Source organism: Nocardia macrotermitis, from assembly GCF_009604405.1.
Classification (GTDB): Bacteria; Actinomycetota; Actinomycetes; order Mycobacteriales; family Mycobacteriaceae; genus Nocardia; species Nocardia macrotermitis.
The window spans coordinates 1-12559 of sequence record NZ_WEGK01000010.1 but is presented as its reverse complement, the minus strand read 5'-3'; the positions used below and the strand labels follow the sequence as shown (position 1 = coordinate 12559).

Here is a 12559-nt window from a genome sequence, read left to right as displayed (position 1 = left end):
CATGCTGTTCCACGTGCGAATGGATGTCCAGCTGCCACACGACCTTTCGGTCGAGGCGCACGCGGATGTGCTGGCTCGGGAGAAGGCATACAGCCGGCAGTTGCAGCGGTCCGGTAAGCGGCCGCAGCTGGCCACCCACCCGTCCGAGATCTGAACGGATCCGATCGTGTCGATACTCGCCACCGAATTCGGTCCCGTCGGATACACCGATGACGGCAGTGGTCCCGCCCTGGTCTTCGTGCATGGTTTCCTGTTCGACAGACGTATGTGGCGTAGACAGATCGAGTCCTTCACCGCGATCGGTTACCGCGTGATCTGCGTCGACATGGTCGGTTTCGGGGACAGCGCGGTGGCGGGTGGGCCGATCGCGATGGGCATGCAGTCTCGTGCGGTGCTCGCGGTCCTGGACGACCGGGGTATCGATCAGGCGGTGCTGGTCGGTTACTCGATGGGCGGTCAGGTGGTCCTCGATCTCTTGACGAAGAATCCCGAAAGGGCAAGTGCGGCAGTATTTTCCGATACTTTCGCAGGTCTCGATTCGCCGGAGGTGGTGGCCGGTCGGCTGGCGCTGGCCGATCGGCTCGAAACCGAGGGCGTGCACAAGTACGCGGAGGAATTCCTACCATTGGTGCTCAGTGCACGCACCGTGCACGAGCGTCCGGAAGTCGCCGCCCACGCTCGCGCCATGATGGCTGCCGCCCATCCGATGATCGCCGCGGCCGCCCTGCGTGGCCGCGCGGCGCGCCCCGACTACACCGAAACCGCACGCACACTGGATATTCCGACTCTCGTGCTCGCCGGTGCGGAAGACGTCTTCGACCGCGGCGTCCTGGCTGCCGAACTGGCCGCGCTGATTCCCGCCGCCCAACTCGCGATCATCCCCGAAGCCGGTCACACCCCCAGCATGGAGACGCCCGACGTCTTCGACAGCGTCGTGCGGGAGTTTCTCGAACGGCACTCCGGGGAGATCGCCGCGCAGCCGCCTGTCCGGCACGTCGGCGATCAGGAGCCGACGGAGGTCCAGCAGGAAGTACCGGACGACCACGATCTCGTTCCCGACTGACGGGACAACCGAATTGGTCGGGTGGCGATCGCAGCCCGAATGACTGTGCACCGGAACGCTTTCGGTGTTCGATTCCGTGGGGCCACCGAGATTCGTGAGCGGGCCGTGCGACTGGTCACGGCCCGCTCGACCTCCTACACCCGATCGGCAGCCGCGATGGCAGCGCTCTTGGGATCACCCGATGGCAGGGCGATATCGGTGTCCAAGGACAGCGGCTGGCCGAAATTCGGTGTGCCGTCGGCGTTCCAGGTGAATTTCTGGGCGCGGGTGGTGCGGCCGTCGTAGGTGTACTCGCTGGTGGTTTTGCCGTGGTAGGCGATCCAGTCCTCGGTGCCGTCGGGGCTCTGGAAGAAGCTGTTCGAGCCGGGGCCGAAGACGTTGGCGGCGTCGTTGCGGCTGAATACGGCGCTGGGGGACTGGGTCCAATTGTCGGGGTTGAGCGGGTCGGCACCAGGCGGGAGGGTGCGCATCCACAGCTGATAGTCCGGTTTGCCCGTGTCGCAGGTGGAGTAGATCAGGTAGGTGGTGCCGTTGCGCTGGATCGTCGCCGGCGCCTCCCGCACCTCGCTGCATCCGCCCGCCGACGGCAGGTACACCGCCGGACCGGACAGTGTGACCGGATCGCTCATCGGCGCGATCTGCAACAGATTCGTCGGCCCGCTCCACAGCAGATAGTACTTGCCGTCGAGGATCAGCAACTCCGGATCGATCGCCCAGGCGTCCCCGAGCTGACCCACGAATGTGTACGGGCCCAACGGATCCGAGCCCGACGACTTCAACACGTAGATGCGATGGGCGTCGTTGCTGCCGTCGCTGGCGGTGTAGTAGAAGTACCAATTCCCTTGCACCAGCCGGAAACACGCCGCCCACATATCCTGATTGCGAGACGGAGTCGTATCGGTCCACACCGTATTGGGCTGCGCCGCAGCAAGATCCGCCAGCGAGGCCGCCTTCCAGATCTGTAAGGAGCCGCCCTGGGTGGTGGACAGATAGTAGTTCCCGTCGTAGTAGGTCAGGAACGGGTCCGCCCCCGGATTGAGCGGATTACGAAACGTCCCAGTGGTTCCCGCCCCCGCGGCGGCTGCATTCTCGGTCATACGAACGCTCTTACCCCTCATCGTCGATGTCGTAACATGCTTCCCGGCAGACGATGCCCGCCCGCCGCCGATCACCCCGCCACATCGTATAGTCGACGTGCCGTGTGGGATTGGGCGGCGTGATCAGCTGGGGAGGAGTATCCGATGAGCGATGTCGAGGTCGCGAAACCGAACCTGGTGACATGTTGCCGGGCGTTCGGCGGTCTGCCGCTCGGTGTCATCCGTCCGCGGCGTCCCGATCACGGGTTCCTGGCATCCCTGACCGATCACGGATTGCCCACGGCCACAACGACAGTCGAGATCATCACGCTGCCGCAGCGGGAACGGATGGTCCCGACTCCCGGTATCGCCGAAGGAGTCTGGCGGCCCGCGCTGACCCCCAACCTGATCAATGCCTTCATCATCCGCCACCCCGAGGCGACCATCCTGGTCGATCCGGGCGTCTGCGTGGGCGTCATCGATCGCGCGGTCGCCGACCTGCCGTGGATCCTGCGAATAGCCGTCAAACCCCGCCGCGACGTCATCGACATCCGCCAGGCCCTCACCCTCGCCGAAATCGACCCCGCCACCATTGATTTCGCCCTCCCCACCCACCTGCACTGGGACCACGTCGCCGGACTGCTCGACCTCCCCGGCCTCCCCGTGCACCTCCACCGCCCCGAACACGCCTGGATGACGAGCGACCGCATCGCCCCCCAGGGCGGCGTCCGCCCCGCCCTGCACAACAGACCCACAACCCTCTACGATCTCGACGGCCCACCGATCCTGACCTTCTCCCGCACCCTGGACCTCTTCGGCGACCACTCCGTAACCCTCGTGGACCTCCCCGGCCATACCCCCGCCAGCATCGGTATCCTGGCCCAAACCCCCACCGGCCCAACCCTCCTCGCAGGCGACGCCATCTGGAGCCACACCCAAATCGACCACTTCCGCCAAAAGGCGTCCTACCCCGGCCTCCTGGCCGACGCCGACCGCGACGCAGCCTGGCAAACCCTCCACCGCCTCCACGCCATCCGGCATCGAGTCACCATCCAACCCAGCCACGACCACAGCGTTCATCCGTGACCGGTCGGTTGCCGAAGGCCGCCCGTTCCATTCCGACGCCGAAAACCCAACGGCCCGAGATGAACTCGGGCCGTTGATCCTTCGGACTGTCGCCTCCAGCAGCCGGGCCGACAGCATCGATGACGAACTCCAGCTGGGCCTTCGAATACCCCGCTATCTGATCGAGTCGGCCAACCGATCGGCATAAGGCGCAGTGAACCTCCCGACGATGGGCAGCCCCGCCCGCACACCACCGCTGTTGTTCGCCTGAACCATCGCCATGACCCAAACGACAACCGCGAAGACCCCGACGGCGACCCCGACAAGGCTGAAAATGATCCCGAAAACGCCGAGCAACGAGCCGACCACACTCAACACAATATTGACCACCGACACGGCCCCGAAGAAGACGATCGATTGCGAGGCATGGAATTTCACATCAGGATCATCCTTCCCCACAAACAGAAAAATGATCCCGGTGAGCCACCCCAGCGCATACGCCAGCATCGCACTGGTCTTCTTGTCCAAGCCACCAGGCTGTGATTGATTCGCAGGAAACTGAGAAGATGTCATGCCCCGAGTACACCCCCCACCCACCCCCTACCGATCCCAACTTTCACCACGAACCCGCAGCTGTCCTCTGGAACGTGTGTCTGCGGTGTACTCAGCGAACCCTGCGCTGCGGCGGGGTTTGCGGGGGTCGGGTTGGCCAGTACCGGTTCAGAGTGTCGCTGATGCCCGCCCTCGCGACTTGTCACAGCGCTTTCGGACCTCGACGTGGTTGGGCGTCGACGCTCGGGTGAGGACCGCGGTCGACGTTGGCGTCATGGAACGACTCATGCACATCTCAATGCGGATCTGCTGGGAGCGTGGACATTTCGTCTCGCTTCCGAGCCTCTGCAACAGCATCGGTATAGAGTTCGGTCGTCAATTCGTCTTCGGATATATCGAGTTCGGCCAGCACTGTCCGCAGATCGGCCAACGCCTCCTGGAGGTCCTGCTCGGCAGCTTGCGTTTCCAGCTCGACGAACGTACCGGCAATCTCGGGCACGGTGACGATTGTCGCCAACATATCGCGCCCCGCGCTCACGAATCTGAAATTCTGGCAATGCTTGGTCAACTCGATGACAGGTATGTAACCGAGACGTTCGATGATCTCCTCCAGCGGCTTTCGCTCGCCAACCAGGGTCTCGAATTCAGGTTTGGAACCGGTCGCGGCATCGACGGTCGCGTCCGAAGTCCGGTGTAAATCAGTGGGTTGCGGCTTCGGTGGGTGATGTTACGCGGTGGCGCTGACAGGTTCGGCGGGTTCGGTGGTGGAGGGCTGGGTCCGCAGTGGCCGGGGTGGTTGGAGCAGGCTGCGGCGCAGGTCCTGGAGGTGGCGCAGGCCGGTGGGGGTCATGGCGACACCGCGCCAGCCGCGGGAGGCGCGGTCGAGCACGGCCCAGACGATCCCGAGGCAGCTGGTTTCGCCGGGGAATCGGCCGATGACCTTGGCGCGGCGGCGGGTTTCGCCGAAGGTGCGCTCGATGAAGTTCGAGTGCCGGATGCGGTGGTGGTGCTCGGTGGGGAACCGCAGGTAGGCGGTCAGGCCATCGCGGTCGGTGGCGAGGATCTTCATCGCTGCGGGATATGCTCTGGCATAACGCTTTTCGAACTTGGCCAGCCGGGTGTCGATGAGTTCGACGAGCTTCGGGCCGGGTGCGGTGGGCAGTTTCTCGGTGTCGAAGCAGGCCCAGTAGCCGTCGCGGATCTCGGCCTGCATGCCGACGGGGATCTTGGCGAGCACGTTGCGCAGGCGGTGGATCAGGCATCGTTGGCGCAGCGCGGCGGGGAATACCTGCTCGACGGCGGCGATCAGGCCGGCGGCGCCGTCGGAGACGACCAGCAGCGGGGATGCCAGGCCGCGGTCGCGCAGGTCGGTCAGGAACCCGGTCCAGGCGTCGGTGGATTCACCGGAACCTGTTGCCAGGCCGACGAATACGGGTTTCCCTTCGATGCTGATGCCCCAGGCTGCCAGAATCGGCTCGGCCGGCGATCCGGGGTGCATCCGGAAGAACGAGGCATCCAGGAACAGGTAGTCCAGCACGAGGTCGTCGAGGCGGCGGGCGGACCACTGCTCGTACTCGGCCTTGATTGCCTGACAGACTTGCGACACAGTCGATTTCGAGATCGCGGCCTGATCGCCGAGAGCGTCGGCGAGGGTGGCTTCCACGTCGCGGACCGACAATCCGCGCACGAATCCCGCGATCACCAGCGATTCCAGGGCGTTGGTGCGGGTGACGTGTTTGCCGAACAGCCGGGACGCGAACGCGGCGGTGGTGCCGCGCAGCTTTGGCCGCTGCAGAACCACCGGGCCGGCAGTGGTTTTCACCGTCACCGGCGCGAACCCGTTGCGGGAGCCCGGCTGCGCGTCAGGGGTGGTTACGGCGCGCTGGTAGCGGTCACGGCCGAGGAACTCGGTCACCTCGGCCTCGAGTGCGGCCTGCATCAGCAGTTGCGCGCCGAGGCGGGCGACCTCCTCGAGGATCTCGGGTAACTCGCGGTCGGAGGCGAATAATGCGTCGATCTTGGCGTGGACGCGGTCGATAGGCGATACTCGTGCAGGCACGGGCGTAGGTCCATTCTCTTCGATGACTTGGCGGTTTTCGAAGCAGAACCTACGCCCGGCCTCGTCTTCACGAGGCCGGATTTACACCGGAATCAGGACGCCACCGCATCGACGGCGGAGTCCTTGAATGTCAGTAGGTGACGCGTCCCGCTGGTTCCGCTGATGGTTCGCAACCGAAACTCTCGGTCGGTTCGTACGAGGCTGTGATCCGCAGTATCGAAATATACATCTCGGTACGATACGTTGTCGGGATCCGCGCGTTCCGCGAGCTTCGCCCGAACCGCATCAGGTTTCGCCAGCCTTGCTTTGTACTCGGCTTCGATCATCAATCCCACTCCAATCGACTCAGACGATTCGGGTTGCGTTCGATACCGCCTGTTCGAATGTGCTGACGAACGCATGATGCAGAACGCCTTGGTCATTCGGCTCGAAGCGGTGTGTCGGCGATGTGTGCCCCTCACGATTCGTGGTGAATGCCGATACGAAAAGAACTGCATCGATCCTGATGATCCGCCATACAGGCACATGCCGATAGGTGTAGATCTCCACCGGCCGTCCCGCATCCGCCAGTTCTTTGATGCGCGCGATCGATAGCTTTATACCCGCTGCGAAGGACTCGGCGGACTCTCCGATCGCCTGGGCTCGTGTGGCTACTGCGTCGGATCCCGGATCCATCAAGAGCACCCGAAGCTTTGCCTGTGCCGGAAGCGAATCGCGCAGTAATGAATCGTTGAGCCCCAGAATGCCGAGCCCTCGGATTGCCATGACGTCGATCGTGTCGGCGTCGAGTGTCAGGTCACGGATCTCTCTGGCCGCCTCGTGCTGGGAGGGGTAGGTCGTACTGATTTCGGCTCGTTGGCGAGATCCTGCCCTGGCACGCAACGCGATCAGCTCCCCACCCGCGCAGAGAGCTGTGTCGATGGCGCGGATCAGTTCGGCTGAGGGAAGGTCGCTGTTCTCCCACTCGGCCATGGGGACGTACTGCCTCGAGTACCCGATCTTGGCTGCCAGCGCGCGTTGGCTGAGACCGATCTCGAGCCGCAATCGCTTGATCTCGCGCGCCAGCTCGTCGGCAACAGTTGTGCGCGTTGCGGGTTCGGTGATCGGGTTGTTCGTCGGCCCCCTGTTCATGGGTCCATTCTCTCCCATCGGGTGAGGGTGGCAAGTCGGCCGATCGGCGAGTTGCCACCTTACTTGCCTTGTGGGCGTGGCGTTTTCCTCGATGTGGGCGCCGCATTCCGGTGGCCTGGAATCGAGTGGGAGGCGCAAGCGATGAGAACGACTACGTGTCATGGTGTCCTGCTGCTGGACGGGGTACAGCGGGCGAGGCTGCGGCCGGAATTGTCGGAGGTGATCGAGTACCGCAAGTCCGGGTTGAGTGTGAACTGGATTGTGGGGTGCCCGTTGGATTGTGGGTATTGCGTGCGGCATCTGTTCGACAACTTCGAGATGAAGGTGCCGCGTGCGTTGATGGATGATCGGGAGGCCGCCGAGTTGTTGGTGGGCCATCGGTACTTCCGGCCGCATGTGACGCCGGTGCAGTTGTTGAATCGGGCTACCGATCCGATGTTGCCGCGGGTCAAGCAACACACCTTGAACATGCTGAAACTCTTGGACGTGCGGGGGTTGACCAATCATGTTCTGGTGATCACCCGGTGGCGGATCACCCCGGAGGACTGCGTGGTCCTGAACTCGCTCGAGAATTTGAAAGTTACTGTGTTGGTAACATATTCGGGGATCGATGATCCTCGGGTGGAGCCGGTGGACTCCGCGATCGCGGTGCGGTCGCTGACGACGGCGTTCGAGCGTGCGGATCGGTATCGGGTGGTGTTGTATTGGCGGCCGATCGTGCCGGGGCTCAACGATTCGCAAGAGCATCTACGCCGCGCGCTCGCGCTGAGCCACCATGCGCACGCGACGGTGTTCACCGGGCTGTTCTTCAAGGACCAGATCCGCGACTACTATCGGGCTAACGGCTTGCCGGAGCCGTATCCGGACGGTGCCCGGCTGGAGTGTCCCCGTTTGGGTGGACATGGGATCAAGCCGCGATTTGACTGATTTCCCTGTACCCTAACGAATATTCCCGCGGTGTCAAATAATTCAGTGCCGAGTGCCTCCGGTGAGTGTTGTAGTAGTTCTCTATCCAGTCGAACGTTGCCCGCCGCACCGAGTCGAGTGTCGGCCATGGGCGAGTGTGGATCAGTTCCTTCTTATAGGTCGCGAACAGCGATTCCGACACGGCATTATCGAAGCACGAGCCGGTGCGGCCGAGGGAGCGCCGGATATTGTTCCGGCGGCAGTAGACGTCGAATTCTTTGGACGTGTACTGGGTTCCGCGGTCGCTGTGGAAAATCACTCCCGGCTCCGGTTTCCGGCGGGCCAAAGCCATATCGAGCGCATCGGTGACCAGGCTGGTGCGCATATGGTCGGCGACCGCCCAGCCGACCACCGAGCGGTCGTGCAGATCGATGACCGTCGCCATATAGGCCCAACCGGCCCACGTCTTCACGTAGGTGATGTCGCCGCACCAGCGGCGCCCGGCACCCCCACCGACAGCGAAGTCACGGCCGATCAGGTCCGGCGCCGCAACCGGGCTGTTCCCATGGACCGTGGTGCGCCGGAACGGTTTCGGATGCCTTCCTTGCAGGCCGGCAGCCCGCATCAGCCGCCACACCCGCTTGCGTCCCACACGATGGCCGGCCACGGCCAGGGCGGCGTGCACGCGCCGCACGCCCGGGTTGCCCCGCAGTTTGTCGTGGATCGCGCGGATCAGCGTCGTCAGTGCCGAATCATCACGTTCCCGGCTCGACCTCACCCGTCCGCGCCACTTGTAGTACCCCGACCGTGACACGTCCAACTCGCAGCACATGAAGTCGATATCGAATTCCCCGGATTCCGCCCAGTCCGCGATCGCGGCGAATTTCACCGCTGGTCTTTCGCGAACCAGGTCGCAACTTTTTTTGCGAACGCGACCTGCATCTTCAACTCGGCGTTCTCCGCCGTCAACTCTTTGTCCCGCGCACGCAAACGCTCCAGCTCGGCCCGCTCCGAACCGGTCAATTCACCGCCACCGGGATCATCCCCGGCACCGGACTCCTTCGCCGTCCTCACCCATTTCCTCAACGTCATCTCGTGCACGCCGATATTGCGTGCCACCTCGGCCACCGGCCGACGCTCTTCCAGAACGAATGCTACCGCCTGGGCCCTGTACTCCTGGGTGAAACTACGCCGCGTCGAACCCACCTGCGAACTCCCGTACTACCGGGCGACTTCCAACCCCGTGTCCACCGAACCGGGAACGGTCCAGGCGCAAGATGTTCCCGGAAGAGTTGGAGCGGCGGATTCTCGAGGCTGCCGACTGCGGTCGTTCGGGATCGCCGTTGTTCCGCAAGACCAGTTGCGCGGTGGCCTACGTGCACGGAATCGCCGATTACAACGGTCATTTCGGTATCCGGGAACTGTGCGATATCTGCCCGGTGACGCAGCAGCGGCGGTGTGCGCGGGTGTGGCGGCGGCCCGAGGAACGGCATGTCGCCGATCAGGTCGCCGACCTGGGCGGCACTCTCGTAGAGGTCGATGATCGTGCGGTAGTGGTGGCCGGGTTGGACGAGCAGCGTCGCTATTTCCTGCAACACGGCCACGGGTATCAGGTCCACGACGTCGACAAGCCGCATCACCACCACCGCCACGGCCGTGCCGATCTCGGCTGGCCCACTACAAGGGAGAACACGCTGTCATGACCTCGATTTCGTTCCCGAACGCTTTGCGTGAGCGGCAATTGGCCGTGGTCGATGTGGAAGGTAATGGGCAGAACCCGCCCGAGATCATCGAAATCGCGGTGTTGCTGGTGGACGGGCCGATGACTCCGGATGCGTTGCGGTCGTGGCTGATCCGGCCGCAGCAGCCGGTGTCCTCGATCGTGACGCGCAAGGTCCATGGCATCACCAACGCCGATCTGGCGGATTGCCCACCATGGGCCGAGGTTGCCCAGGAGATCGAGGAAGCCTTGTGTGGGCGGGTGTTGGTCGCCCACAACGCGACTGTCGAACGCAGAGTCCTGGCGGCGCATCTGCCGGACTGGAACCCGCCACTGGTCCTGGACACGTTGCGGCTGGCCAAGACAGTGTGGGCGGGGCTGGGCTCGTACGCCCTGGACAAGCTCATCGAACGCGGCGAACTCGACACCAATTCTATTGCTGGACAGGGCTATCACCGCGCCGGATACGACAACCTGGGCGGCGTGGCAGTTGCTGTGCGCGCTGATCACCGATGGTGACCTGGACTGGTCCGAATTGATCACCGCGGCTGGTCTTCCCGAGTTCCGTCCCGTTCCCGAACCCGAAGGAGGTTTGTGGTGAACATGAGCGATCAGCCCGTCACCATCGCGGTGGTGGGTACGCATCCCACCGGTAAGAGCACGTTCCTGGCCCGGTTGGCCCACGAGCTGCGTCGGGCGGGTTTGCAGGTTTCCACGGTCGCGGATCTGGGGGAACAAGCGCAGCGTATGGGGTTGCCGATCCTGTGGAACCACACGTGGACCTCGACGTTGTGGATCATGACGCGCGGGATCAGCAACGAACTCGAAGCATGGCTACACGGGGACGTGGTCCTGGTCGACCGCGCCGTCCCCGATGCACTCGGCTACTACCGCGCCGCACTCGAATATCGCGGCGAAGCCTGCGATCCGGAGGGCGCGGCATATCTGGAGATGCTGGCCCGCACCCACAGCGACCGCTACCATCTCGTCTTCCGAACTCGGCTTGACCCTGGTATTCCATTGGGTACCAACAAGTTTCGCGATGACAACCAGAAATTCCGGGAATTGGCCGATCGCCATGTCGGCGCAGTGATGACCGAATTGGCACTGCCATGGCTTCCGCTCGCTGCCGACGGGCACGAAGCTGCGCTGACCTTGGCGACCGGATTTGTCGCCACACAACTCGGCGACGAAGTGCTCCCAAGCCCTACCAGCATTACCGCGTGAGCATCCGTCCGCTCCTCAATCGCAATACGATCGACTGTTACTGGTGGCGAGAGGATGCAACCGGCAGAACCCGATATCCCGGACGGCAACCGCAGGCCGACAGCTGTCGGACTCATACGCGGGGGCATTTCGGGCTCTGATGCGTCCCGGCATGCTCTCGCAGTCGAACGGCACGCACTCAGGCTGGGGTACCGACACTCTACATAGTGCTCCTCCCATCGGACGCCGCAGACCCGATTGCATATGCGCTGGGCACCGCGGTCGGACTCGATGCGACTGCGATCGTGGTGTACGACCTGGCGCAGGTCGACAACGAGTCGGCACTGGTCTGTGACGACTTCGACCTGGAAACCGTGCGCCCGCCCGAGACCGGGCTCCAGGGCACGCATTCAGTATCCGGCCCGAACATCTGCAGCGAACCATCGGTTCAGGTGATTCGCGCTGTCCTACACAAGTTTTCGAAGTTGGGCCGACCGACCGTGACCGCGAGAGCAACTGGCGCCGAAGACGACTGACCATTTTCGAGGAGCACGGCATGAGCGATCGGTGTACCGAAGCGGTGGGCTGGGTCGCGCATTGGAGCCTGGATCGCCACTGTGTACGAATACTTTCGGTGCGCAACGAATCTGAGATCACACCTTTGTTCTCGGTGTCCGTACTCGCTGCGGCCCCCGACCTGGCAGATATGCGTGACCGGTATCCGAAACTATCGGACCTGTGGGACGCGATTCGAAGCGAGTATTGGGCGGAATTCTTTCCGACCGAAAGGAAACCCCACCATGGCAGTGGATTTCGTGCTTCTGCATCCTGATGGACGAATCACAGAACATGCTCACAACGGTCTGAGCATCAACGACGCGGTGCGAGCGCAGATCGTGGTCGGAGACGTGCGGCGCATGGGCACGATGGGGCATCGACATCGTGAGGGTCTGGTGCGACGACGATTTCACTCTGTACGACGCGCCGCCGCACCAGTTGGCCGATCGGTTCATGCGTGGCATCGGATACCGGTGCGAGCCGGGACACTGGCGCGGAGTACGCGCGATCAGCATGGAGGAAGGCCCAGATGAGGTGGTCGAACCGATCCCCGACGGCATCCTGGTCAACATCGAGCAGGTCGCCCGACACCACGGCGCGCCGTACCTATAGATGAACCCACAGGAGGCGCTGACATGAGTCGCAAGTACTCGATGGCAACCGACCCGCAATGGGGAACCTCGTCATCGATTTCGACACCGAGTCGATGCCCGACTCGATGCACTCCAGAATGACGGCAACCTGCTCACGACTCACCTGCGATCGCCACAGCATTCCCCAACTGCAGGTCGCGAGAAAGGAGAACCTCTCTCCGGCGTCGGTCGGAGAGAGGTTTGCTGGTCGGGCTGACAGGATTTGAACCTGCGACCACCTGACCCCCAGTCAGGTGCGCTACCAAGCTGCGCCACAGCCCGTGTTTGCGGTGCTCGAAGAGATTACCGCACGACCCCCCGGTTGGACCAAATCGAGGCCCTACCTGGGGGTAGTGGGCGTGGTTCGGGGGATGGGATGGGGGTGATCGATAGGGTGGAGGTATGGCGATGTCTGGTGGGGTGGGGGCGGTTGTGTTCGATTGGCGGGGGACGTTGGTGTCGGAGTTGGTAGTGGCGTGTGCTTCGCAGGGCGGGGGTGAGTCGCCGTAATTCCGTTGGCGGTGAGTTGGATTCGTTGTCGCCGGTGATAGGGCACGTGAGTGTGGTTCGCGGTGGCCGGTCGTTTTCGGC

At 63.4% G+C, this 12559-nt stretch carries 15 protein-coding genes, 1 tRNA gene and 1 pseudogene; 8 read left to right on the top strand and 9 right to left on the bottom strand.

Annotation, left to right across the window (positions count from 1 at the left end; translation table 11 throughout):
* Nucleotide 1 precedes the first annotated feature (1 nt).
* Nucleotides 2–130 (top strand): annotated as a pseudogene (locus NRB20_RS22295) (muconolactone Delta-isomerase family protein); the annotation flags it as partial.
* Nucleotides 131–166: 36 nt separating this feature from the next.
* Nucleotides 167–1063 (top strand): alpha/beta fold hydrolase, encoded by an 897-nt coding sequence (locus tag NRB20_RS22290; RefSeq protein ID WP_319945264.1) that lies wholly within the window; start codon nucleotides 167–169, stop codon nucleotides 1061–1063.
* A gap of 134 nt (nucleotides 1064–1197) precedes the next feature.
* Here the strand turns inward: NRB20_RS22290 and NRB20_RS22285 are convergent, their stop codons facing one another.
* Nucleotides 1198–2160 carry a glycoside hydrolase family 43 protein gene (locus NRB20_RS22285; RefSeq protein ID WP_227833767.1) on the bottom strand — a complete coding sequence of 321 codons (963 nt, stop codon included), beginning with the start codon at nucleotides 2158–2160 and terminating at the stop codon, nucleotides 1198–1200.
* Nucleotides 2161–2304: 144 nt separating this feature from the next.
* On the opposite strand from NRB20_RS22285, the gene NRB20_RS22280 reads away from it, so the two are divergent.
* On the top strand, nucleotides 2305–3225 hold the full coding sequence (locus NRB20_RS22280; protein WP_153412165.1) for an MBL fold metallo-hydrolase: 921 nt from the start codon (nucleotides 2305–2307) through the stop codon (nucleotides 3223–3225).
* Nucleotides 3226–3378: 153 nt separating this feature from the next.
* On the opposite strand, the gene NRB20_RS22275 is transcribed toward NRB20_RS22280, so the two are convergent.
* From NRB20_RS22275 to NRB20_RS22255, 5 genes are all read right to left on the bottom strand, one after another.
* Entirely contained in the window at nucleotides 3379–3732 is a 354-nt protein-coding gene (locus NRB20_RS22275; protein ID WP_227833766.1) for a DUF4870 domain-containing protein, read from the bottom strand.
* A 319-nt stretch (nucleotides 3733–4051) separates the two neighbouring features.
* On the bottom strand, nucleotides 4052–4294 hold the full coding sequence (locus NRB20_RS22270; RefSeq protein ID WP_153412161.1) for a hypothetical protein: 243 nt from the start codon (nucleotides 4292–4294) through the stop codon (nucleotides 4052–4054).
* 189 nt (nucleotides 4295–4483) lie between these two features.
* Nucleotides 4484–5815, bottom strand: a complete 1332-nt coding sequence (locus NRB20_RS22265) for an IS256 family transposase (protein ID WP_153412159.1) — start codon at nucleotides 5813–5815, stop codon at nucleotides 4484–4486.
* Nucleotides 5816–5907: 92 nt separating this feature from the next.
* Nucleotides 5908–6141 (bottom strand): CYTH domain-containing protein, encoded by a 234-nt coding sequence (locus tag NRB20_RS39650; RefSeq protein WP_194289967.1) that lies wholly within the window; start codon nucleotides 6139–6141, stop codon nucleotides 5908–5910.
* Between the two features lie 19 nt (nucleotides 6142–6160).
* Nucleotides 6161–6946, bottom strand: a complete 786-nt coding sequence (locus NRB20_RS22255; protein ID WP_194289966.1) for a helix-turn-helix transcriptional regulator — start codon at nucleotides 6944–6946, stop codon at nucleotides 6161–6163.
* Nucleotides 6947–6973: 27 nt separating this feature from the next.
* Between NRB20_RS22255 and NRB20_RS37665 the strand changes: the two genes are divergently transcribed.
* Nucleotides 6974–7873 carry a hypothetical protein gene (locus NRB20_RS37665; protein ID WP_194289965.1) on the top strand — a complete coding sequence of 300 codons (900 nt, stop codon included), beginning with the start codon at nucleotides 6974–6976 and terminating at the stop codon, nucleotides 7871–7873.
* Here the strand turns inward: NRB20_RS37665 and NRB20_RS22245 are convergent.
* Nucleotides 7854–8741, bottom strand: a complete 888-nt coding sequence (locus NRB20_RS22245; protein WP_319945263.1) for an IS3 family transposase — start codon at nucleotides 8739–8741, stop codon at nucleotides 7854–7856. The genes NRB20_RS37665 and NRB20_RS22245 overlap by 20 nt on opposite strands.
* The gene (locus NRB20_RS38325) at nucleotides 8738–9058 is read right to left on the bottom strand and encodes a transposase (RefSeq protein WP_319945262.1); all 321 of its coding nucleotides are present in this window, start codon (nucleotides 9056–9058) and stop codon (nucleotides 8738–8740) included. Before NRB20_RS38325 ends, NRB20_RS22245 begins: the two co-directional genes overlap by 4 nt.
* A 71-nt stretch (nucleotides 9059–9129) precedes the next feature.
* Here NRB20_RS38325 and NRB20_RS22240 point away from each other — a divergent pair, with 71 nt between their 5' ends.
* The 4 genes from NRB20_RS22240 to NRB20_RS22225 all read left to right on the top strand — a co-directional run bounded on the left by NRB20_RS22240 (nucleotide 9130) and on the right by NRB20_RS22225 (nucleotide 11948).
* Nucleotides 9130–9555, top strand: coding sequence for a hypothetical protein (locus tag NRB20_RS22240; protein ID WP_153412153.1), 426 nt, complete (start codon nucleotides 9130–9132; stop codon nucleotides 9553–9555).
* On the top strand, nucleotides 9552–10091 hold the full coding sequence (locus NRB20_RS22235; protein ID WP_153412151.1) for a 3'-5' exonuclease: 540 nt from the start codon (nucleotides 9552–9554) through the stop codon (nucleotides 10089–10091). The genes NRB20_RS22240 and NRB20_RS22235 overlap by 4 nt, the downstream gene beginning before the upstream one ends.
* An 84-nt stretch (nucleotides 10092–10175) precedes the next feature.
* Nucleotides 10176–10799 (top strand): AAA family ATPase, encoded by a 624-nt coding sequence (locus tag NRB20_RS22230; RefSeq protein ID WP_227833781.1) that lies wholly within the window; start codon nucleotides 10176–10178, stop codon nucleotides 10797–10799.
* Between the two features lie 921 nt (nucleotides 10800–11720).
* Nucleotides 11721–11948, top strand: coding sequence for a hypothetical protein (locus NRB20_RS22225; protein ID WP_153412147.1), 228 nt, complete (start codon nucleotides 11721–11723; stop codon nucleotides 11946–11948).
* 225 nt (nucleotides 11949–12173) lie between these two features.
* Here NRB20_RS22225 and NRB20_RS22220 read toward each other — a convergent pair.
* Nucleotides 12174–12250 (bottom strand) — tRNA-Pro (locus NRB20_RS22220).
* Nucleotides 12251–12559 lie beyond the last annotated feature (309 nt).